Source organism: Deltaproteobacteria bacterium (genome assembly GCA_016235345.1).
Taxonomy (GTDB): Bacteria; Desulfobacterota; Desulfobacteria; order Desulfobacterales; family Desulfatibacillaceae; genus JACRLG01.
The window spans coordinates 18849-40191 of record JACRLG010000035.1 but is presented as its reverse complement, the minus strand read 5'-3'; the positions used below and the strand labels follow the sequence as shown (position 1 = coordinate 40191).

General features: G+C 55.5%; 20 protein-coding genes and 1 tRNA gene. 9 read left to right on the top strand and 12 right to left on the bottom strand.

Annotated features, from left to right (window positions below; translation table 11 throughout):
* Nucleotides 1-162 precede the first annotated feature (162 nt).
* Entirely contained in the window at nt 163-1593 is a 1431-nt protein-coding gene (locus HZB23_16500; protein ID MBI5846258.1) for a (Fe-S)-binding protein, read from the top strand.
* A gap of 344 nt (nt 1594-1937) precedes the next feature.
* Nucleotides 1938-2642, top strand: a complete 705-nt coding sequence (locus tag HZB23_16495; protein ID MBI5846257.1) for a hypothetical protein — start codon at nt 1938-1940, stop codon at nt 2640-2642.
* 298 nt (nt 2643-2940) lie between these two features.
* Here HZB23_16495 and HZB23_16490 read toward each other — a convergent pair whose 3' ends face one another.
* The 7 genes from HZB23_16490 to nifU form a co-directional block, all read right to left on the bottom strand.
* Nucleotides 2941-3846, bottom strand: coding sequence for an acyltransferase family protein (locus HZB23_16490; protein MBI5846256.1), 906 nt, complete (start codon nt 3844-3846; stop codon nt 2941-2943).
* A 286-nt stretch (nt 3847-4132) separates the two neighbouring features.
* Entirely contained in the window at nt 4133-5227 is a 1095-nt protein-coding gene (locus HZB23_16485) for an NAD-dependent epimerase/dehydratase family protein (GenBank protein MBI5846255.1), read from the bottom strand.
* A gap of 276 nt (nt 5228-5503) precedes the next feature.
* Complete coding sequence (locus HZB23_16480; protein ID MBI5846254.1) at nt 5504-5962, bottom strand: YraN family protein; 459 nt, start codon at nt 5960-5962, stop codon at nt 5504-5506.
* 22 nt (nt 5963-5984) lie between these two features.
* Complete coding sequence (gene nadA, locus HZB23_16475; protein ID MBI5846253.1) at nt 5985-7031, bottom strand: quinolinate synthase NadA; 1047 nt, start codon at nt 7029-7031, stop codon at nt 5985-5987.
* Entirely contained in the window at nt 7028-7459 is a 432-nt protein-coding gene (locus HZB23_16470) for an MOSC domain-containing protein (protein ID MBI5846252.1), read from the bottom strand. The genes nadA and HZB23_16470 overlap by 4 nt, the downstream gene beginning before the upstream one ends.
* On the bottom strand, nt 7456-8640 hold the full coding sequence (locus HZB23_16465; GenBank protein MBI5846251.1) for a cysteine desulfurase: 1185 nt from the start codon (nt 8638-8640) through the stop codon (nt 7456-7458). The genes HZB23_16470 and HZB23_16465 overlap by 4 nt, the downstream gene beginning before the upstream one ends.
* Before the next feature lie 12 nt (nt 8641-8652).
* The gene (gene nifU / locus HZB23_16460; protein ID MBI5846250.1) at nt 8653-9165 is read right to left on the bottom strand and encodes a Fe-S cluster assembly scaffold protein NifU; all 513 of its coding nucleotides are present in this window, start codon (nt 9163-9165) and stop codon (nt 8653-8655) included.
* A gap of 365 nt (nt 9166-9530) precedes the next feature.
* Between nifU and HZB23_16455 the strand changes: the two genes are divergently transcribed.
* Nucleotides 9531-9953 (top strand): Rrf2 family transcriptional regulator, encoded by a 423-nt coding sequence (locus HZB23_16455; GenBank protein ID MBI5846249.1) that lies wholly within the window; start codon nt 9531-9533, stop codon nt 9951-9953.
* A 29-nt stretch (nt 9954-9982) separates the two neighbouring features.
* Here HZB23_16455 and HZB23_16450 read toward each other — a convergent pair whose 3' ends face one another.
* Nucleotides 9983-10477, bottom strand: a complete 495-nt coding sequence (locus tag HZB23_16450; GenBank protein MBI5846248.1) for a cyclic nucleotide-binding domain-containing protein — start codon at nt 10475-10477, stop codon at nt 9983-9985.
* 267 nt (nt 10478-10744) lie between these two features.
* Between HZB23_16450 and HZB23_16445 the strand changes: the two genes are divergently transcribed.
* On the top strand, nt 10745-11116 hold the full coding sequence (locus HZB23_16445; protein ID MBI5846247.1) for a hypothetical protein: 372 nt from the start codon (nt 10745-10747) through the stop codon (nt 11114-11116).
* A 268-nt stretch (nt 11117-11384) separates the two neighbouring features.
* Here the strand turns inward: HZB23_16445 and HZB23_16440 are convergent, their stop codons facing one another.
* Nucleotides 11385-12152 (bottom strand): hypothetical protein, encoded by a 768-nt coding sequence (locus HZB23_16440; protein MBI5846246.1) that lies wholly within the window; start codon nt 12150-12152, stop codon nt 11385-11387.
* A 549-nt stretch (nt 12153-12701) separates the two neighbouring features.
* Between HZB23_16440 and HZB23_16435 the strand changes: the two genes are divergently transcribed.
* From HZB23_16435 to HZB23_16425, 3 genes are all read left to right on the top strand, one after another.
* Nucleotides 12702-13877, top strand: a complete 1176-nt coding sequence (locus HZB23_16435; protein MBI5846245.1) for a DUF1343 domain-containing protein — start codon at nt 12702-12704, stop codon at nt 13875-13877.
* 173 nt (nt 13878-14050) lie between these two features.
* Nucleotides 14051-14566 carry a ribonuclease HI gene (locus tag HZB23_16430; GenBank protein MBI5846244.1) on the top strand — a complete coding sequence of 172 codons (516 nt, stop codon included), beginning with the start codon at nt 14051-14053 and terminating at the stop codon, nt 14564-14566.
* A 228-nt stretch (nt 14567-14794) separates the two neighbouring features.
* Entirely contained in the window at nt 14795-15763 is a 969-nt protein-coding gene (locus HZB23_16425) for a hypothetical protein (protein MBI5846243.1), read from the top strand.
* A gap of 47 nt (nt 15764-15810) precedes the next feature.
* Here the strand turns inward: HZB23_16425 and HZB23_16420 are convergent, their stop codons facing one another.
* From HZB23_16420 to HZB23_16410, 3 genes are all read right to left on the bottom strand, one after another.
* Nucleotides 15811-17151: a protein kinase gene (locus tag HZB23_16420; protein ID MBI5846242.1), complete on the bottom strand. Its 1341-nt coding sequence runs from the start codon at nt 17149-17151 to the stop codon at nt 15811-15813.
* 125 nt (nt 17152-17276) lie between these two features.
* Nucleotides 17277-18170, bottom strand: a complete 894-nt coding sequence (locus HZB23_16415) for an alpha/beta hydrolase (protein MBI5846241.1) — start codon at nt 18168-18170, stop codon at nt 17277-17279.
* Nucleotides 18171-18842: 672 nt separating this feature from the next.
* A complete protein-coding gene (locus tag HZB23_16410; GenBank protein MBI5846240.1) occupies nt 18843-19733 on the bottom strand; it encodes an alpha/beta hydrolase in 891 nt (296 codons plus the stop codon).
* Between the two features lie 737 nt (nt 19734-20470).
* On the opposite strand from HZB23_16410, the gene HZB23_16405 reads away from it, so the two are divergent.
* Together HZB23_16405 and HZB23_16400 are read left to right on the top strand one after the other, a co-directional pair.
* A complete protein-coding gene (locus HZB23_16405) occupies nt 20471-21067 on the top strand; it encodes an NAD(P)H-dependent oxidoreductase (protein ID MBI5846239.1) in 597 nt (198 codons plus the stop codon).
* Between the two features lie 155 nt (nt 21068-21222).
* Nucleotides 21223-21297: transfer RNA gene (locus HZB23_16400), tRNA-Val, on the top strand.
* Nucleotides 21298-21343: the final 46 nt, after the last annotated feature.

Genomic DNA, 21343 nt, shown 5'->3' with positions numbered 1-21343 from the left:
AGTTGGTCACGTACAAAAGCGTACGCTCCCTCCTTTTTGGCTTGCCAACCTTAGCATTTCATCGTTTTTCATCAGCCTGACAAATAATAGCTTTCAGGTTTTTCGGGGTGACGAACCCCGTCAGGGAGGGGAAGGAATCTTCTCCACAAAGGAGTGATTGTCATGCCCGAAGGAACACTGTGCCACAGGCGGCCCATCAACGACGTGGAGGCCCTCCAGGCCACGCTGGCCGACAAGAGCGGCAAGCTTTATTACGAGGAGATGGCCCAGCTCGACGTGGATCAGGCGAAACTTGCCGACACGCTTTCCAAGACCTTCAAGAGCCGCCTTAAGACTTGGCTTGAAATCTGCGCCCACTGCGGCATGTGCGCCGATTCATGCTTTTTCTACCTGGCCAACAACAAGGACCCCCAGCAGGTTCCATCCTTTAAAATTCAGTCCACCCTGGGCGAGCTTGTCCGCAAAAAGGGCAGGGTCTCCAACGAATTCATGCGCTATTGCATGGATACGGCCTGGGGAAAATGCACCTGCTGCAACCGTTGCGGCATGTACTGCCCCTTCGGCATCGACATGGGGGTCATGTTCAGCTACCTTCGCGGGCTCTGCCATTCCCAGGGATTCGTGCCCTGGGAGATGAAGATAGGCGCCGGAATGCACCGCATCTACCGCGCCCAGATGGACATTACCACCGAGGACTGGGTTGACACCTGCTCGTGGATGGCCGAGGAGCAGGAGGAGGAATGGCCGGGCCTGGAAATTCCGATAGACAAGGAAAACGCGGACATCATGTACACGGTGAACGCCCGCGAGCCCAAGCATTATCCCGAAGACCTCGCGGAAGCCGCCATCCTTTTTCATATAGCCGGTGAAAACTGGACCGTGCCTTCCGAAGGCTGGGAGGAAACCAGCCTCGCCATGTTCGCGGGCGACTGGGAAGCCTGCAAGCTCCAGGTGGAGGGCGTTTACGCGGCAATGGAGCGCTTGAAGCCCAAGCGCATGGTGGTCACCGAGTGCGGCCACGCCTACAGGGCCACCGTTGTGGAAGGCCCCTACTGGGCAGGTATCAAGACCGGCCAGACCCCGGTGGAAACTCTCCACTATGTCGAGTGGGTGGCCGAGGCCCTGCGCACGGGAAAGCTCAAAATCGATCCGGCCAAGAAAATCAAGGAGCCGGTCACCTACCAGGATTCCTGCAACTATATTCGCAATTGCGGCATGGCGGACACTGCCCGCGAGATAATGAGCTACATTGCGGAAGACTTTCGGGAAATGGAGCCCAACCGGGAGCACAACTTCTGCTGCGGCGGTGGAGGTGGCATGAACGGCATAGGCCGCTACAGGGAACAGCGCAACATAGGCCTCAAGGTCAAGCGGGACCAGATAATGGCCACCGGCGCGAAACTGGTCATCTCCCCCTGTCACAACTGCTGGGACGCCATAAGGGACAACGAGGAAATCTACCACATGGGCATCCGCTGGAGTTTCCTGAAACCCCTTCTTCTCTCTATGGTCATCGTTCCCGATCATCTGAAACCCAAGGATGAGGAAGACGAAGGCATGGAAGATGAGATGGAGGAGGGCGGCGAGGAATAGCCCGCCGGGTTCAATTCATAATTCCTTTGACGCCGGGGTGCGGGAATGTTTTTTCCGCACCCCGGTTTCGTTTCTACTCAACCTTCCGCCCGGAGTCCGCACGCCCGTCATCGCATCAAGGCCTGTTATTCAACACCTATTGACGCTCTGCATCATAGCCAGTTTCTATCCATTATCTAATAAAACAATAAAAATTCAGGATAATATAAATTTTTTACGTTCCGGGAAAAAAAGCCATTGACAAATGACGCACCGCGTCATATCATTAGTCAAAAGATGAGCGATACCCGCTCACATACCCGGAACACATTCAATGCTGTAAAAACAAAAGGGGAGGAATCACCATGCAGGAAGAAATCAAAAAGGCGGAATCGGAATTCTACGTCGTGCGAGCCATCAACAGGGTGGCCGAAAACGCCACGGCGGCCATCATGGATTACAACGAAAAAGTCGTGAAAAAGGCCGTTGAGTCCGGCAAGGTTTTCGCCGACGAGGCCAGGAAAAACACCAAGGAAGCTGTCGCCGGAATCGTGGAAGACGGCAAAAAGGTCATGGCCCGCATCCCCATGGTGGAAAACATCGCGCCCAAGCCCGTCGAGGCTGACGACGCCGAGTTCTACGTCATCAAGACCTTCCAGAAGGCCGCCGAAGAAGCCACCGCAGCCCTGAAGGATTACAACCAGGCCGTGAAGAAGACCTTCGAGAATCCCAAGGAACTCATTGAGGGCAAGCGCGCCAAAGCCATCGAGTCCGGCAAGGCAGCCCTGGAAAACGGCAAGGCCCTTCTGGCCGCCGCGAAAAAGACAGCAAACGAGGCCATAGACGGCGTAACCGCAGACGGCAAAAAGCTTGCAGCCCAGGCCACCGAAACCGTAGCCAATACCAAGACCCTGGTCAAGACCAAGGCGCAGAACGCCATCGACGGCGGACTTTCGGTAGTGACCCGCGCACTTGATCTGCCCACCCGGACGGACATAGTGGAACTCACCGCAGCCGTGACCGAGTTCAACAAGAAGGCGGATCTTATCTTGGCCGCCCAGGCAGCCTAGGGCAGGCCGTCCACAAGCGCGATCCGACAGTGTTAGCGCTACGCACGCGGCGTGCTCACGTGCATGAAGCACGCTCCGCCGCCGCCCGCTTGCGCGCCTTGCGGCTCATCGTTTGTGATCAGCCTGCCGATACGAGGTGATTCATCGGTTTGAAAAAGGCATTAAAAAAGCCTGTCGGCAAAAATTCCTACCAAGGCCAAGGGGGCCGGTCCATGGAATTTTTCATGAAAAATGCGGCCAGGTGAGAGATCACCTGGCCGCAGGGCCGCTTGAACCTTGAAGTTTTCCTTCCTTTTTCCTACCAGAAGACGTTTTTCCGCTTCTTCAAAATCTCGTGGATGTTTTTCTGAATTATCTCGCGTACTTCGTTGGTGATCTTGGTTACAAGGAGAGGCTCGCCCGCAGGGCCGTGAATGAGGTTCTTGACCTCGATGGGCTTGCCGAAATGAATGGTCCACTTGCTTGGAAGGGGAAGAAGGCCCAGAGGCCCCAGAAGCGGAAAGGTGGGCGTTATGGGCGCGTACGGCATGTTGAAAAGGGAGGCGATGGGGGCCGCGTTTCCAATCATGGGATGTATTTCCTCGGCCCCAACGATGGATACCGGGATGATGGGCGCTTTGGCCTTAAGGGCCGCCCTCACGAAACCGCCCCTGCCGAAGCGGGCAAGCTGGTAGCGCTCGGAAAAGGGCTTGCCTATGCCCTTGGCCCCTTCGGGGAAAACCATCACCAGCTCGTCTTCATTCAAAAGGCGAACCGCGTTTTCAGGCAGGGCCTGGACCTGGCCCAGCCGGTTCATGATGAGCCCCATCAGGGGAATCTCCGCAGCCCACGAAAGATAAAGGCCCCTGGCGTAGCGCGGCTGTTCGTGGCACTCAAGAATGGCGGTCATCACCATCACCGCATCCCAGGGCACCACCCCCGAATGGTTGGCCACTAAAAGCGCCCGCCCGTCAGCCGGGACGTTCTCCACCCCTATGGCGGTCACGCGCCAGTAGCTGCGGTAAAGGAACTGGAAGAGCGGCAGAACTTCGGCCAGAAGCTCCAGGTCCCGGCCCCACTTGTCCACCTCGTAATCGCCGTCCACCCTCCGCTTTATGACGGCCATCTTCTCTTCGCAAAAGGCCAGGGCCTTCCAGAAAAGCTCGGCGGCGACCCTTGACTTGTCACCCGTTGGCCCATCATGGAACGGCGCGTCATGGCCCATACGGGCAAGGTGGGCAAGTATCTGCTCCAGAAGAAAGGCTATCTGGGCAAGGTCGGGCTGCTGGCCCTGGTTCTGTCCGGCTCCGAAAAAGGTGTTGGGGTCGAATCCGAAAGGATTGGATCCGCTCCCGTTGGGGTTCGCTCCGTTATTTCCGTAGGCGCCGTTGTGGCCGTTTACGGGCAGATGCATCCGGCAGAAGGCCTGTCCGGGGATCGCCCGGTTGCGGCAAGGACCTCCCTTGGCGGTTTTGGCCGCGCAGCGCGGGGCTTTGTCTTCCGCCCTGGACTTACTGGTCATGGCCGCCTTCCTTGTTGAAGGTTTCTATGAGTTCCGAAAGATAATCCTTGGCCCTGGTCTTCGACTTCAGATAATCCTGCAATTCCTCCGTCGCCTTGGGGTCGCTTTCTATGCGCGTTTTCCTTGGCTTGTATTTCGCCAGCCTCATGTTCTCGAAATAATCCAGCACGGTTTCCTTGGTGGAATAACGGGGTGAAAACTTCAGGTCGCGGGCCATTCGAGCCGTGTCGCCCACGCAGTTGAATTTTAAAAAATCCGTGGGAATGGGCAGGGAATCCGGAATGGGGAGCTTTTGAAACACCTTGGTTCCTATGCGCAAAAAGGGCGCGCCGAAGGGGAGCGGCACCCGGCGGCCAAGCCGCAGAACCTGGCTTAGGGGCAGATATCCATCGCCCGCCACGTTGAAAACACCCGCCACGTCATTTTTCACAGCGTGATAAAGGCAGGAAATCACGTCCCTGGCGTGGGTGAACTGCACCATGGGGTCGAACCCGAAGGCCACCGGCACCATTTGGCTATCGAGGTAACGGCTCATGGGAGTGTCCACGCCGTAGCCCAGGATGTTGGCGAACCTTAGAATGGTCGTTTCCGGGTTGGAGTTCTGGCGGGTGAAACGGTCCACCATGTTTTCTATTTCCACCCTGTGGGTGATGTAAGGGTGGGAGTGCTTGCCCTTGAAATCGGCGTATTCCTCCAGAAAATTTGGGTTGTGCGAATACGCGCCGTAAACCTTGGTGTCGCTCATGATGACCACGCGGGGGGTCTCGCCGGCCCCGCACGCCGCCAGAAGGTCCATTGTGCCCATGACGTTGAGATCGAAAATCTCCTCGCTTGGCGCGTAGGCGTCCTCGAAAAGAAGATGGCAAACCGTGTCCACCCTGGAGACCTTCAAAAGCTCGGCCAGAAGAGGGTGATGTGGTTCTATCTGAAAAAATTCCAACCGCTTGAAAGGCTTGGACAGGGGCTTGTAATCGATGCCGATTATGGTGTCGAAGTCCGGGTCTGCCTCCAGGAGGGGCACAAGGCTCTGCCCCCAGTGATGGGCCACCCCCGTAACAAGCACGCTCCGCTTGGGCTTTACCATGTGCTTCCGTTTCTGATCGTTTATTGATGAGCTGTCGTTTTGGGGACGGAAAACCGGTCCATTCCAGAAAAGCCGGAGTTGATGTCAATCCATGGTTTTTACCCAGGCCCGGGATTCACATGAAACGGCGGCGCAACGGCCCCCGCCGTGATTCCTTCTTCGCAACCGTCATGCTGGATATGGCAAGCAGGGATTTACAGCTTTCGATTTTTAAAATGAAGAGGGCTCCAAAAGCAAGGAATTTGTGCCGGGCCACTAAGGATAGGGGCTGTGGACTTAACGGAAGGGCGAGTCGAAGGCGTTTTTGATGATGCGGAAAACCGGTTCGCCCCCCGTGACCGTTATGGCCAATACGTCAAAGCGGACCCTGCGTCCTCTCTGGCGGGTCCTGGCCAGATAATGCTGGGCCGTGCGGGCTATTTTTCTTTGCTTGCGCTTATCCACCGCCGCCTGGGGCGGGCCGAAAGCGCGCTGGCGGCGCATTTTGACTTCAACGAAGACAAGGGCCCCGCCTTCCTCGCAAATAATGTCCACCTCGCCGGTTTTGGCCCGGTAGTTTGAGTCAACCATCCTGTAGCCGTTTTTCTTCAGGTGGGTTACCGCCATTGACTCGCCGGTGCGTCCAAGCCTGCGGTTGTTGGCCCTTCCCTGGGGAACGTCCCAGAGGGACGCCTTGCCGGTCCCCGGGTTCAGGAGGCCGGAAAAAGCCGCTTTGATGCTGGCGAAAAAACCCATGAAAAAAGGGATGGCCTCCGGCCTAAGGGGTAAGCTCAAGCATTCTTTGAAGCGCCTTTTTCGCGTCCGCCTTTACGCCTTCCTCGATTTCGACCCTGTTTAGCGTACCGGGGTTTTCAAGGACAGCCAGGAGCTTTTCCGGGCTGATCTTGTACATGTTGGGGCAAAGGCTCTGCAGAAGAGGCACTATGGTTTTGTCCGGATTGGCTGTGGCAAGCCTTTCGATCAGGTGAATCTCGGTTCCTATTACGATGGTTGAACCTGTCGTTTGGGCCTTGACGAACCTTATGATCTGGTCGGTTGAGCCTGACGCGTCGGCAAGATTCACCACGTCTTCGGTGCATTCGGGATGCACGATGATTTTGGCTGAGGGATTGTTTTGGCGCACGTTCAGAATGTGTTCCGGCAAAAATTTGGTGTGAACGTGGCAGAAGCCGTCCCACAGAATTATTTTGCTGTTCCTTACGGATTGTTCAGTGTTGCCGCCAAGGGGCTTGCCGGGAGTCCAGACGATAATTTGATGGCGGGCAATTTTCAGGGCGTTGGCGGAGTTGCGGCCAAGGTGCTGATCCGGGAAGAACAAGACCCTCTCCGCCTTGGAAAAGCCCCATTTGATGGCGGTTTTGGCGTTGGACGAGGTGCATACCGCCCCTCCGTGCGCCCCGCAGAAGGCTTTGAGCTCCGCCGACGAGTTCATGTAAACCAGGGGAATAATGCTCGACCCCGCCACCGCCGAAAGCTCGTCCCAGGCTTTTGAAACGCTCACCGGGTCGGCCATGTCGGCCATGGGGCAGCCGGCTTCCATGTCGGGGATCTGCACCACCTGATGAGGCGCGGCCAGCACGGCGGCGGATTCGGCCATGAAATGAACGCCGCAAAAAATGATATTGTGAGCCTTTTCGCAGGCCGCAGCCTTTTGGGACAGGGCGAAGGAGTCACCCACGAAATGGCCCAGTGCCACTATTTCGGGGCGCTGATAATGATGGGCGAGGATAACGAGCCGCTCGCCCCTTCGATCCATTTTTTTCCTTATGGCCTGCAAAACCTCGTTTTCATCCGCAGCCATCATTTAACCTCTTCTATGGGATCGCCGCAGCGTATGGGGCCGCCCTCAAGAACCCGGCAGAACACCCCCTCGCGGGGCATGATGCAGTCTCCTGCGCTGTAGTAGACGGCGCATTTGTTGTGGCATTCTTTTCCTATCTGGGTGATTTCCACCAGGGCCGTTTCGCCCATGCGGAAGCGGGTCCCAACCGGCACGGTTTTCCAGTCAACGCCTGTGGTGGCGATGTTTTCTGCGAAATCGCCGAAGGTGACGTCAAGGCCACGCTCGCGGGCTTCATCGATCCGCTCGCTTGCAAGAAGGCTCACCTGCCTGTGCCAGGGCCCGGCGTGGGCGTCGCCTTCTATTCCGTGCTCCACGACGAGCCGGGCCTCAGGCACCACGGTCTTTTTGGTGCTCTTTTTTTTGCTTGTTGCGATTGATACTATTTTCACGTTGCGGCCTGTCCGTTTTTGAAAAGGGGCGAAATTTCGCGCAGGGTGCCGACGGATGTCTTGAGGGAGGCGAGAAAACGCATCACGTCGTCTTCGGTGTTGTCGAGGCCGAAGGTGATGACCATTGTCCCCTGGCAATCGGCGAATCCCAAGCCGGTGGACAGAAGGACGTGGGATGCCCTCAGGCTTCCGGACGCGCAGGCCGAGCGGGTGGAGACGGCGAAGCCCTCGTCGTCCAGCATGAGGACCACGCTTTCTCCCTCCACGTGCTTTACGGACAAGGACACAAGGTTGGGAAGGCAGAATTCGGGATGCCCGTTCAATCCGTATTCGCTGACGTATTCGGGAAGTTTCGCCAGAAAGAGGTCCTTCAACTTTTTCGTGTGGGCCATCCGGGCTTCCATGTCCCGCTGAGCCGCCTTGGCTGCTGCGCCCATTCCCGCTATGCCTATAAGGTTTTCCGTGCCCGCGCGCTTGCGGTTTTCCTGAACGCCGCCGTCAAAAAGCGGCCAGATGGGCACCCCGCGCTTTACGTACAGCCCGCCGACTCCCGTGGGGCCGTAGAAGGTGTTGGAAGCGAAGCTTAAAAGATCGACGCCAAGGTCCTGCACGTCCACCGGCACCACGCCCACGGAGTCAACGGCGTCGCAGTGGTAGAGCACCTTTTTCTGCTTGCAGACCGCCGCTATTTCCTTCACCGGCTGGATGGTGCCAATTTCGTTGTTGCTGTGCATGATGGAAACCAGGATGGTGTCCGGCTTGATGGCCCTGGCCACTATGTCGGGGTTGACCCTTCCGTATTCATCCACGGGGACCGAGGTCACCGAGTACTCCATCTGCTTCAGGCGCCGCAGCGACCGGATAACGGCATTGTGCTCGGTGTTGCAGGTGACTATGTGCTTTCCCTTGCCCTCAACGCCAAAGGCCCAGGCGACGCCCTTTATGGCCATGTTGACGCTCTCTGTGCCGCCGGATGTGAACACTATCTCGCGCGGGACTGCGGCGTTGACCAAAGAGGCCACCGCCTGGCGCGCGTCGTCCAGAAGCAGGGCCGCGCTCTCCCCCATCTGGTGCTGGCTGGAGGGGTTTCCCAGCGGGGCCTTTATGGCCGCTATCATGGCCTCCTGCACCTCCGGGATAAGGGGGTTGGCCGACATGTGATCGAGATTCACGACACCCATTGCGAAGCCTCCTTACTTTTTCTCATCATCGTGGAAGCTGCAGGCCTTGCAGAAGGTGTCGCCCTCGGCAAGCTCGGAATCGCAGTAGGGGCAATAGCACTTGTCTTCGTGGTCGTGGCTGTGCTTTTCGGCCTCTTCCTCAGGTTTTCTAACCTTGCCGCTTTTTCTGTCCTCGTAGTCCCTTATGGCGGACTGGAGGGCGTCGGCCCCAAGGTTGGAACAATGGAGCTTGTTCTTGGGCAGCCCGTCCAGGGCGGCGGCCACGTCCTTGTTGGTGATCTTCTTGGCCTCGGCGATGGTCTTGCCCTTGGCCAGTTCCGTCAGCATGGACGAGACCGCTATGGCCGCCCCGCATCCGAAGGTCTGGAACTTGATGTCTTTTATGACGTCGTTTTCAATATCCAGATAAATGGTCATCATGTCGCCGCAAACGGGGTTTCCTATCTGCCCCACGCCACTTGGGTTGGCCATTTCCCCCACGTTGCGCGGATTCCTGAAATGGTCCATCACGGTTTTTGTGTACATTTTATTTGCCTCCCGGCCTTGGGTCATGTAAGAGGATAAGGCATAATTCCCACCGTAAAAATGGGAATTACGGCAGCCGCCAGCAAGAGGGCGGTGTTTGATGTCCAAAATCACATATTGGGCTCAAACTCGTGGATGTCAAGGGCCTGCCCGGATCATAATGAATTCCGTCCGGGGCTTTTACGCTGCCGCCCATGTTCGCCTGCGCCGCGCTCAAAGCCTTTAGCAGAAACCGGGACCGATTTCCATATGTAATGTCAAGGAAATTTCGTTGGATAAAAGCAGGCGGCCTGGCCATTCAACACCGGTCGAAATGTCCGGTTGCCGGGAACCTGGGAAACCTTTGGCTTTAGAGGTATGAAGCGATGAGACTGTCAACCAAGAGCCGTTACGGCACAAGGCTTCTTCTGGACCTGGCCTGCCGGAAGGACACGGGCTACGTGCAGTTGGGAGAGGTGGCCAAGCGCCTGGACGTTTCCATGAAATACCTGGAGCAGATCATTTTGCCTCTGAAGCGGGCAAAATACGTGGAGAGCATCAGGGGGGCAAAGGGCGGGCACCGCCTTGCAATGAGGCCGGAGGACATTTCCGTTGGCGAGGTGGTGGCGCTTCTGGAAGGCGGCCCTGAGCTTGTGGCCTGCCAGTCGGTTCCGGGATATTGCGAAAAAACAGACACCTGTCGGACACGGGTTCTTTGGCAGGAGGCGTCGAAGGCGTTTTTTGACAAGCTGAACACCGTGACCCTGGCCGACCTGATCTGCGATGGATGCGGAAAAAGCGGAATCTGACCGTCTGCGTCGGTCAAAAGGCGCCGGGTTCACACCACCGGAAGTTTTTCCGCCAACTGCCCGGAGGTCTTCCGAAGGTTCATGGAAAGGCTTCGGGCTATGCCCTTCAGCATCTTGTTTCCGATCCTGGGGTGCTGATCCACCAGGGTCTCGAAATTCTTGCGGGTGAGGGTGACGAGCCTTGATTTTTCCCTGGCCGTTACGGTGGCGGAACGCTGGAATTCGTCGATTACGGACATCTCGCCTATCGAATGCCCCTGCACAAGCTGGGCGATCACGGTAATGCCGCCCGATTTCGCCTTTTTGGTCACTTCCAGAAGACCTTCCACCACGAAACACACGTAGTCGCCGGAATCCCCCTCCCTGAACACGGTCATGTTCTTGGCGAATTCCAGAAAAAACATGTACCTGGCCACTTCCTTCAGCTCGTCTTCCGTGAGGGACCGGAAAATGGGGAGTTGGGTCATGGAGCCCAGAAGGGTCTCCATCATCTTGCTGTGGTAGATATCAGCCGCGTTTTCCATGTTCTTTCCCTTAAGTTTTCGCATTTTCTAACATAGCATCGCCTCTTGCGGCAAGCGTAAAAAAATCCGGCCAAATCCCTTATTTTCTGTCCGTTGAAAATAAATTGCACTTGTAACACCGCTTGTGTTAATTTTGTGCGAAAGTTTTACGGGAATTTTTGGGTGTAACTATTTTATATGGCGGGGGCCAAGGTGGGATTGATACGGCATCTTGTCGGGCGCTTTACCAGGGAAGAAAAATCGGATGTGACCCGTCTCGGAAAATCCATGGGCGACCGCATCGACCGGCTGGCCCACGAGATTTTCGTCACCCACAGGTCGGTTCTTTTTTTCGAGCACGCCACATACATTGTTCCCGCCGTATGGGGAGCGAAAAAGGAGGGCGGGCTCACGGCTGTCCAGAAGGACATAAACTCCAGGGTCGAGCCTGTCGTTCGTGAGCTTATGATGGACCTTGGCCTGGAAGACCCGTCCGACGAGCAGAAATTCGCCGTGGAATTCATGCTGAGGGGGCTTCTCATCACCAAGATCACCTATATGCTGGAGCTTGGCAAAAACATGGGCTTAGCGCCGGTGGACAAGAACCAGAAGGAAAAAAAGCATCCGCTTACAGACATGGAGCCCTGGGGCCGCGCTTAACAGCCTGGATAAAAAAGCGAACTGCTGTGTCGCACATCAAAACCAATTTCGGTCACGTACAAAGGCGTACGCTCCCTCATTGGCTTTTCGCGCTCCTTGCATTTCATCGTTTTTATCCAGGCTGTTCCAGGCTTCCATCAAGGCTTTTTCCACAGGTTGCCAGATAAATTCCCGCCAAGTATCTTTTAAGGCCTCCTGAAAGCGACCGGCTCCGGCGTTTTTCGGGAGGCCTTTTTTAGTTGCGCCTTATGGGAGGGCAGGGGCGGCCTCAAAAGGGCAGCTTTTTCAGGAAGATGCGCAGGCCGTCTTCCTGGAAGAATTTTTTGAGGGATTTCCCGTCCACCTTGTCCAGCTTGGGAAGGGCCCGGTTGAGGGCGTCCAGGGCGCGCTGGGCCTTGGGAAGAAGCCCGTCCGCCTCCTTCATCAGTCCGTTGGCACCTGTAAGCAGGGCCTTTATCTGGGGCATCATCTCCCGCATCTCCTTTATCATGGCGGAGGCGTCTCCGGCCGTGGCCGCAAGCGTCGGCAGGATGGCGTTCACCTGGTTGACCGCGGCCAAAGAGCGCTCGGCCAGCTCCTTTGCAACGGGAATGGCGGTCCCTGCCTCGGCGGCCAGCCCGCCCGCCTCGGCGAGCGTTTTTCTCACTTCGGGCAGAAAAACGCTGGCCTCGTTCACAAGGCCGGAAAGCCCGCCAGCAACGGCGGCCATGTCGCTCGTGAGACTTCCCACGTTTTTGGCGAGATTTTCGGAATCGGCGGAAAAGGCGCAGATCAGGCGGTCGCCCTCGGTTATCATGCTCTCGATGTTCGACTTGCGGTCAACCCAGACCTTGTTTGTCTCCACCGAAAAGGAGTAGCTCTTCTCAACAAGGGTTACGATGTAGTCCTTGTTGCGGGCAAGGGTTTTCAAAATTCCCGACAGGTCGTCCAGAATCCCGATTTCGGTCATGGATTTAAGGCCGTCCGCGATGCGCCCGATAAGGGTGTTCAAGCCAACCTTTTCGGGTTTTCTGGATTTTTTCTCCTCGCCTGCCATGTTGAAAAATCCCCCTTTCCGTTTTAAAACGCCAAGAAGCGTTCGGGTGACGCCATTGAACGAAACCGCGCTTCTTAAATTTTTTTCCGGCCTCCATTGCCCTAAAAGCGGTAATACTTGCGTCAAGGCGTTCGATAATTTCGTCTGCAAGGTTGAACCAGACTTGCCGGTAAACGATGCAGAGGATGACCCTTCCTGTGAAGATTACTATAACCCGTATCCGGCCCCGCCGCCTGCCCGAAAGCGCCGGTCTTCGCGCCATTGACCGGCCCGGATCGAAAAACGCCGCATGGGGCTTGCTCCGGGCCTGATCGAACATGATTTACGCTCCCGGTATGCGGGCTCGTTTATCTTGCCAACACGATTTCATTACGATATTTAATATTAACCCAGTTTTTTTCCGAACGCAAAAAAAAGGTGGTATATTAAGCGGAGCATGATTCTTTTCCCTTTTTAAGGGGATCCGGCCCGGAGAAGAAATGCCCCGATCTTCTGCCCCCACTCTTTTCATGGAAGCAAAAAATGGAAATAAATAGCGCTCCCGGTAATATGTCCATATTTCGCACGGGTTTTGAAAATCTGCTGGAAAACCCCCCGGCCTTCATGCGCTCTTCGCGCCTTGCCATGCTGGTCAACCCCGCCTCGGTGGACCGCCGTTTTTTGCCCTCCGCCAAGGTTCTGGATCAAAAATTCCCCGGAAGGCTGAAGGCCGTTTTCACCCCCCAGCACGGTTTTTTCGCGGCCCGGCAGGACAACATGATAGAGTCCCCGGACACCACCGACCCCTTTCTAGGCGTTCCGGCCTTTTCCCTCTACAGCCAGACCCGCGTTCCCACGGACCGGGCCATGGAGCTTTTCGACACGGCCCTGGTGGACATCCAGGACGTGGGAACCCGCGTCTACACCTTCATCTATACGGTATCGTATCTGATGGAGGCAGCGAAAAAGCACGGACGGAAGGTGGTGATCCTGGACCGGCCCAACCCAATAGGCGGCGAGTTGGTGGAAGGAAACCTCCTCGCGCCCGAATTCGTCTCCTTCGTGGGCCGTTATCCCATACCCATGCGCCATGGGCTGACCATGGGCGAGATCGCCCGCCTTATGAACGAGGAGTTCGGCATCGGCTGCGACCTGGAGGTTATCCCCATGACCGGCTGGGAGCGCCGCCATTACTGGGAAGATACCGATCTCTCCTGGATTCCGCCCTCGCCCAACCTGCCCACCGTGGAAAGTACTGTCACATACCCCGGTCAGGTGATCTGGGAGGGCACCAACGTGAGCGAGGCGCGCGGCACCACGCTGCCCTTCACCATGCTGGGCGCGCCGTACCTGGAATGGGACGAGGTGCTGGAAGACCTTGGCGGCCCGGAACAGGTTGGCGCGATACTGCGGCCCACGGCCTTCGAGCCCACGTCCAACAAGTGGAAGGGTGAGCTTTGCAAGGGCTTTTCCATCCACGTCACGGACCGGGAAAAGTTCCGGCCCGTATCCCTTGCGTGGCGTCTTCTGGCCTCCATTTATAAAAGGCGGCCCAAATCCTTTGCCTGGAAAACACCGCCCTACGAGTATGAATACGAAAAATGGCCCATAGACATGATCTTCGGAACCGACAGGGCGAGGCTCACCCTGGAAAAAGGCAATGATCCCAAAATGTTCGAGGAGTCTTGGGACAGGGACGAGAGGAGCTTTTTCGAAACCCGCAGGCCGTACCTGATATACAGATGATCGAAAAAGAAAAAGCTGCCGACGGCACCTTCTGGGTGCGCATGGCCTTCAAGGGCAACAAGGTGTGGGTGGCGGCCCGCGAAAACGGAGAGGCCATCGTTTCAAACGGCAAGGTGCGCGTGCGCTACAAGCCCGATGACCCGCGCACCTACTCGGCCCTGGCAAAAAGCGTGATGCCGCTCGCCCAGGGTCAGGTTCCCACGGAAAGCCAGCGGACGCCGAAAAAGCCCAAGGAAAAGGCCCCGGTTCCCGATTTTTCCCCGCCGGATGTTCCCCCCAACGCGGTTTGCATCTATACCGACGGCGCGGCCCTGGGAAACCCCGGCCCGGCGGGAATAGGGGTTGTGATGCGATACGGGGAGCACGTGAAGGAGATCGGGGAGTACATCGGCGAAGACACCAACAACGTGGCCGAACTCTCCGCCATTTTGGCCGGGCTTAGGGCTGTAAAAAAGCGGAGCCTGCCGGTGAGGCTTTTTACTGACAGCCAGTACGCCTTTAACGTGCTCACCCAGGGTTGGAAGGCCAGGGCAAACGTGGAGTTGGTAAACGAAATCAAGGCCCTGATGAAGACCTTTGATAACCTCAAATTCGCCTGGGTCAAGGGCCACGCCGGGCACCCGGAAAACGAGCGTGCGGACGCCCTGGCAACCGGGGCTGCGGAAAAAGGAAAAGAACATTTAAATTAGTATTTTGGCTGTTTCTTTGAAATTTTAAAAGAAAATGCCGATGTCGTGTGTGGTGAAGGCTCGTCTCAAACCCAGTGGTAATATATTTTCGGGTGTGGTACGGCATGGAAGCAGCGCGGGACAAATTAATCTCACACTGATGCCTTGGTGCGTTTAGTGGCATAATCGCGTAATGGTTAGGAGAATTGGCAGTTCATATAAGGTGTTGGGTTTGTAGGATTTCGTAGATTGGCGCCAAGCAAAGAACGACCAAAACAGACCGTATCCGACCAGGAAAATTCAATGCACTTCCGTCAATCTAATGCAGGTGGAATCAATGTCGGCCTGCACTGGGCTTGGTCCAACCTAATTGACTATTTCGCCATGGATGAAATGACAGAAATACAGGCATCTATAACTCTATATAACAAGAAATGGTCAGCAATCAGCCTTTTCCTCATTTCTGCTGCCGGTGTAGCAGGCGGGATCTGGATAGGCATGGTCAAAAGCTGGACAGGCTTTTTTATTGCAGGGTTATTTGTACGGTGGCTGCCTATCGCTATCGTCCAGAGAATTCCTGGGTGCCCTTATCTTCATGTAGATCAATCAGGATTCACAATTTCGAATCTATTTCGACGAAACACTGTTCCATGGTCAGCCGTGGACCAGTTTTTTGTTGTTACGATCAGACATACCGGAATATGGGTTCGTCAGATAGTTGGATTCAATTTTGTACCATCCTGTCACCAATTAAAAAAATTTCGTCAATTCGCCAAAATTATTGGGAAGTGTGAAGGCGCTATTCCTGATACATACGGAAAGAAAGCTAACGAGCTTGCTCAATTTCTGAATGAACGCTTGGAAATCGCGAGGTCGAATGATCCATGCTACTCGCTGAAAGCTCGCCTAAATTTAGCACTGAAATTTGCTCAGGAATGGGGCGAGAACTATGGTCGGCCAATTCAAGGCCGCCTTCGACAGGCGTGTCCTAATTTGCACACTGAAGAGTTGGATCATTTTAACGATGTCGCCCGTGTTGCAATGGAATGCGGATATGATCTTATTTTTATTATAGCAAAAAAGCGTGGCAGGGATGGTATCTGGCCTGAGTGGCGAGAGTCTTATTTGGCACAATACCCATGGGTCGACGAAAATAACCTGGCACGCTTGTTTTCGACAGGTATGTACTATGCCTGGAAGGATGGTGTGGGGCAGTAAGTTTGGATGGCATCATACAAAACAAGCAGCCTGGGGAGAGAATATTTTCAGCTTCCGCTTACCAGGCGCGTGAAGCAGGGTGCGGAAAAATTCTGGCGGAACACGTAGCCAAGGTCCAGGCTCACGCACCAGAAAGCGGTGAAGGTGGCCCGGTCAGAACTCCAGAGGCGGTTCTGGACTGGCGAAAAAACCGGCGACGCGCAAAAATCGTCGGTTTTGCCAGCCGGTGAGGCCAGGGTTTTAAGCTCGTCAACGGTGGGAATCCTCCAGTTCGAGCGCCCGGCGAAAAGCTCCGCGTTCATTTTTTCCCCGTATTCCCTTACCTGCCCGAAATCGCCCGGATAATCCGTCCCGCCCTTCTGCCACAAAAGGCCGGTTGAAAGATCCGTCACCGTGCCGTCCCCGTTGTCGGCAAACCTCTTGTCATCCAAATTTTTCGATACCGGCCTCCAAAGAAGGTCAAGGCCGAAAAACTCCCTTGCCTTGGCCGCGCTCACTTTCACGGGTTCCGGTCTGATTTCCGAAGCCGCCGTCTGAGGGCGCTCTTGCGGGCCTTCCCCTATCTCAAGCCTACAGGCGGCCTCCTGGTTTTCAATCCAGGCCCTGCGCAGTCCTCCCAGGGTTTCCGCCATGGCCCGCGCTGAGGAAAAACGTCTGTCGGGCCGGGCATCGAGGGTGGTTGCGAAAAAATCCCTCCAGGCAGGCCCCAAGCCTTCGATTCCGTCGATATTTCCCTCAGGAAGTTTGCCCGTAATCATCCGAAAAAGCATCACCCCCACGGCGTAGAGGTCGGCGGCGGGTCCTGCCGCATCGGGGTCGTTCTCCTGCTCAGGGGCGGCGTAATAAGGCGAGCCGACCTTTAAGTTGTCGGGCCGCTGGAAAATCTCGCCCCGAAGCCGGGAGAGGCCGAAATCGGCGATTTTCACGCGGTTGCTGTCGGACAGAAGAATGTTGAAGGGCTTGATGTCCCGGTGGACAACGCCGAAATCGTGCAGGCAGGCAAGGCCGGAAAGCGTCTCAAGGGCGTATTTCATGGCCCGGTCCGGGCGGATTATGCGGCTTTCGGTTTCTGCGTCGTAGGTTTCGCCCATAACCTCGCCCAGGTTTCGGGCGTGAAAGGGCATGGCGAAGTAGGGTAGGCCCTTTTCAAAATCGAGATAAAAGGCGGAAAGCACGTGAGGATGCCTTATGCGGCCCATGATTTTCGCCTCGTTTACGAAAAGTTCGCAAAGGCGGGGCAGGGGGATGAGGGCTTCCAGAAAGGGACTTGGAGCGAGGACCTTCAAGGCGACGAGGGTGTCTATCACATCGTGCCGGGCCAGATAGACCGCGCCCATGCCGCCCTTGCCCAGAAGTCCGCACACGGAAAATTGGCCGAATTTTTTCATGGCGGGAAATTTAGCAGACAAGTGCGAAAGATTCAAGTTTGACGGGCTATGGCAACCCAACAAAATAGAAAGGGACGGGGAATTTCTCCCCGCCCCTTGGCGCGTGTCAACTCTATGTCAGGCTCTTAGTATCCCTTGTTCTTCAGGTCGCTGACCACCGACACGAAGAAGTCGGGGGCGGAGAATCCGGGGGTGAGGCCGAAAAGCTGGCCGATGATGGTCAGGTGGTCGCAGCCGGGTGAATACCATGCGGCTTCCTGAACTCCCCTGAAAGCTCCCCACTTCGCGCTGTTGACGGAAACCATGCCGTCGTTGGCTCCCTCTTTGTTGAGAAGAATGAGCCATGTGGCGTTCAAGAGCAGGTTGGGGCAGCCGATCTTCACCTTGGATGCCCAGGACTGGTAGTAGACGCCGCTTACGTTGGGAACGTTCACGTTGAAGAAATCAGCCATCCAGTCCGTGCAAAGCTCCATGCCGTTTTCGACGGACTGGGGATTTTTGTCTCCCAGCAGGAAGGAGTAGACGAAATCGAGAACCTTGCCGCCGATGGTCACAAGCGAACTGGGAATCTTGTACACGATCAGGTTCGCTATGTAGGAGCCCCTGTTGGGGCCTGCGATGCTGGTTAGGGTGGCCACCTGGGGGCCGAGGCCCATGTTGGAGATGGCGTACCGGGTGTAGAGGACGCCCTGGGAGTGCGCGATAATGTTGGCTTTCGCCTTGCCGGTCACGGCCAGTATGTGCAGGAACTGGGCCTTGAAGGAGGCTGCCTTGTTGAAAACCGAGTCCATGGCGTTTACCGAGGTCACGTAAACATTTGCGCCTCTGTCTTCCAGCGCGGACTCTATGCCCCACCAGTAGTCGACTATTCCCAGGACCTGGGCCGAAGCGCCCATGCCGTGGGCCAAGACCACGGGGTATTTCGTGGCGCAGGTGGTTGAGCTTTTGGAGCCTCCCGCGAAAACCGTTGCGGGCATGAGAAGGGCCAGAATCAGAATTGCCATGGCGATGCGTTTCATTGATCCCCCCGGATTGTTTTGGTCTTGCCTTGCGGCGTTTGAAGCGAAACGGATGTTCAAGTTGTGTCCAATATATAGAGGTGCGTCGATTGGTTCAATCAGGCCCGCTGCGTAATTTATTCCTATTTTGCGGCACTGTGTTCAATAGGTATCGGGCATGGGTTTGACCGTCAAAGTGGGGAATCGGATAGTTCCAAAGCATGAATGAAAAGTTTTCATTTCAAATACCCCGGAATTAAAAATTAGGGCCGGTTAGGCCTATAAAGTTTATAAGTATTTTAAATTGATGATAATTTATTGCCGAGGCTAAAAGCGGCAAAAAGGAGGGGGATTATCTTCGGCTATCTTGCCAGATGCCTAAGGCGTCAGTTCGGGCTCTTAACCGAAAGGACCGGAAAAAAACCACCCATGGGACAAAATGAACCCTTGTCCGGGTATTGTGATGTCTGCGATTGTGCGGCGGAATTTGGCCCGGATGGGGACATTATCGATAGGACAATTTCATAAGTATCGGCTTTCCAAGCATCTTGCGCGGAAAGCCTCCATTTTCCAGCGGATATTTTCGGGGACATCGTGAATATAAAGGAAACGGTTTGCGGGGATGGCGTCAAAATAAAAAGGGGCGGGGATTTCTCCCCGCCCCTTGGAGCGTGTCAGGTATTTGTCAGGCTCTTAGTAGCCCTTGTTCTTCAGGTCGGTCACCACCGATACGAAGAAGTCGGGGGCGGAGAATCCGGGGGTGAGGCCGAAGAGCTGGCCCACGATGTTCAGGTGGTCGCATCCGGTGGAGTACCATGCGGCTTCCTGCACGCCCTTGTAGGTTCCCCATTTGGCGGAGGTTATGGAAACCAGTCCGTCGTTTGCGCCTTCCTGGGTGAGCAGGACGAGCCAAGTGGGATTGAGGATGATGCTGGGGCAGGCGGTCTTGGCCTTGGCAGCCCAGGACTGATAATAGATGCCAGTTTTGTTGGGGGTGTTGGGGTTGAACACGTTGGCCATGTAGTCGGTGCAAAGCTCAATGCCGTTCTGGATGGTGTTGGGATCGTCGTCGCCGAAGATGAAGGCGTACACGAAATCCAGGACATCACCGGCGGCGTTCAGAAGCGGGCTGGGCAGGCCGTAAACCAGGATGTTGGCGATGGCGGAACCCCTGTGGGGGCCTGCAATGCTTGTGTGGGTGGCCACCTTGGTGGCAAGGCCCAAGTTCGAGATTGCGTAACGGGTGTAGAGGCAGCCGTGGGAGTGGCCGATGATGTTGGCTTTGGCTTTTCCCGTAACGGCCAGAATCTGAAGGAACTGGGACTTGAAGGCGGCGGCCTTGTTGGCCGTTGAATCCATGCCGTTTACCGAGGTGATGAAAACGTTGGCGCCCTTGCCTTCCAGCGCTGACTCGATGCCCCACCAGTAATCCATGATCCCCAGGATTTCAGCCGAAGCGCCCATGCCGTGGGCCAGAACCACGGGATACTTGACGGCGCAAGGGGTGCTGGAGGATCCACTTGCGAAAACCGTTGCGGGAATGAGAAGGGCCAGAGCCAAGATTGCGAAAGCGATGCGTTTCATTGAAAAGTCCCCCCGGATTTGTTTTTTGTTTCGCCTTGCGGCGTATGAAGTGAAACGAGCGTTCGATTTGATTGCACTATAAACGAGGGGGGATGGTTCTTGCAATCAGACTGGGAACGTAATTTAGTCTTATTTATCGGGGTGTTTTCAATACGACTCCGGTATTAGGCAGCCATTTAAAAGACTGTGACCTGATAATTCCAAAGAGTGGTCAATTTTTATCAATTTTAATACTGGGGACTGGTAAAATTTACCCGGAGAGCAGGCTCTAAATATTTAACATGCTAAAATAACATATAATATCTGAATAGTACTTTACCATAAATATTTTCGTTTTCCGAAAATTTTTTAACCCGTATTTCACGCTTTTTGGTTTTGAAACGAATTTTTCAAATCGGGAAAAAAACGCGGACAGGGGCAAAATGAATCATCATTCAGGCAAAAGGGTATTACCGGCAGGATGAAGAATTTGAGGGTATCTGGACTGGCCTCTAATACTTTGGAACTATTTTCAGGCCGTGGGCGATACTCAAAATCGAAGGAAACAACGGTGTTTTGCATCGGCATGAAGCGCTTAACCCTTGATTGGCGGCCTTGTTGCAATGACTGGCCGTTGCAGAATCAGGAATCCGGTGCTATTGGTACGAGCCTGTGGCGTCAGCCACCCGAAAGCATTAATCCGGCCCGCATCAGGGTCCATTACCCGACGGCGGATGCACCGTTCATCGGAGGACAATGTGACAATTTCACTCATTCTCGCCCATCCGAATACTGAAAGCCTCAATCACGCGATAGCTTTCGCCGCACGCGAGGCCCTTTTGAAATGCGGCCACGAGGTGCTTTTTCACGATCTTTACACCGAGGGCTTCGACCCGGTGCTGCCAAATGGCGAGATTGACCGGGACGCAACCCTCTCCGCCGCAATAGCCGCACATTGCGGTGAAATAGCCGAAGCGGACGGAATCGTGGTCGTTCATCCCAACTGGTGGGGCATGCCGCCTGCAATTCTTGCGGGCTGGGTGGACCGGGTGATAAGGCCGGGCGTGGCCTATGAATTTGTGGAGGGCGACGGCGGGGAAGGGGTGCCCAGGGGGCTTTTGAGGGCGAAAACCGCAGTGGTGTTCAACACGTCCAATACCTGCCCGGAAAGGGAGAGGGCGGTTTTCGGTGACCCGCTGGAAACCATATGGAAAAACTGCGTCTTCGATTTGTGCGGCGTGAGAAATTTTTACCGCCGCACCTTTTCGGTGGTGGTGACGAGCACGGAGGACGAGCGCAAGCGGTGGCTGGAAGAGGTCCAATGGATCATGGCGGATAGATTTCCGGCCCCATGATGAAGGTCCGGTCCTTTTGGCTCTCGTCGCGTTTGGCTTTCTAAGAGGGAGGGCGAGGCGGCCTGGATGCAGGCTTTCAGGCGTTCTTTTTGGCGTCCGGTCAAAAAAACGCTTGACGGGGATTGAAACGAGGGTCTATAGAACGAACCCAGCACGGGCGATTAACTCAGCGGGAGAGTGCTACCTTCACACGGTAGAAGTCGCAGGTTCAAATCCTGCATCGCCCACCAACGATTACAAAAGGTTACGGCTTGCGCCGTGGCCTTTTTTTATGTC

Excerpts from the sequence above, each read along its gene's own strand:
- HZB23_16440 (MBI5846246.1), bottom strand. The coding sequence starts at position 12,152 with ATGGCAGGCGAGGAGAAAAAATCCAGAAAACCCGAAAAGGTTGGCTTG.
- nifU (MBI5846250.1), bottom strand. The coding sequence starts at position 9,165 with ATGTACACAAAAACCGTGATGGACCATTTCAGGAATCCGCGCAACGTG.
- HZB23_16480 (MBI5846254.1), bottom strand. The coding sequence starts at position 5,962 with ATGGGTTTTTTCGCCAGCATCAAAGCGGCTTTTTCCGGCCTCCTGAAC.
- HZB23_16410 (MBI5846240.1), bottom strand. The coding sequence starts at position 19,733 with ATGAAACGCATCGCTTTCGCAATCTTGGCTCTGGCCCTTCTCATTCCC.
- HZB23_16495 (MBI5846257.1), top strand. The coding sequence starts at position 1,938 with ATGCAGGAAGAAATCAAAAAGGCGGAATCGGAATTCTACGTCGTGCGA.
- HZB23_16490 (MBI5846256.1), bottom strand. The coding sequence starts at position 3,846 with ATGGGCCATGACGCGCCGTTCCATGATGGGCCAACGGGTGACAAGTCA.
- nadA (MBI5846253.1), bottom strand. The coding sequence starts at position 7,031 with ATGATGGCTGCGGATGAAAACGAGGTTTTGCAGGCCATAAGGAAAAAA.
- HZB23_16450 (MBI5846248.1), bottom strand. The coding sequence starts at position 10,477 with ATGGAAAACGCGGCTGATATCTACCACAGCAAGATGATGGAGACCCTT.
- HZB23_16415 (MBI5846241.1), bottom strand. The coding sequence starts at position 18,170 with ATGAAACGCATCGCCATGGCAATTCTGATTCTGGCCCTTCTCATGCCC.
- HZB23_16445 (MBI5846247.1), top strand. The coding sequence starts at position 10,745 with ATGGGCGACCGCATCGACCGGCTGGCCCACGAGATTTTCGTCACCCAC.
- HZB23_16485 (MBI5846255.1), bottom strand. The coding sequence starts at position 5,227 with ATGGTAAAGCCCAAGCGGAGCGTGCTTGTTACGGGGGTGGCCCATCAC.
- HZB23_16465 (MBI5846251.1), bottom strand. The coding sequence starts at position 8,640 with ATGGGTGTCGTGAATCTCGATCACATGTCGGCCAACCCCCTTATCCCG.
- HZB23_16500 (MBI5846258.1), top strand. The coding sequence starts at position 163 with ATGCCCGAAGGAACACTGTGCCACAGGCGGCCCATCAACGACGTGGAG.
- HZB23_16455 (MBI5846249.1), top strand. The coding sequence starts at position 9,531 with ATGAGACTGTCAACCAAGAGCCGTTACGGCACAAGGCTTCTTCTGGAC.
- HZB23_16420 (MBI5846242.1), bottom strand. The coding sequence starts at position 17,151 with ATGAAAAAATTCGGCCAATTTTCCGTGTGCGGACTTCTGGGCAAGGGC.
- HZB23_16435 (MBI5846245.1), top strand. The coding sequence starts at position 12,702 with ATGTCCATATTTCGCACGGGTTTTGAAAATCTGCTGGAAAACCCCCCG.
- HZB23_16430 (MBI5846244.1), top strand. The coding sequence starts at position 14,051 with ATGCCGCTCGCCCAGGGTCAGGTTCCCACGGAAAGCCAGCGGACGCCG.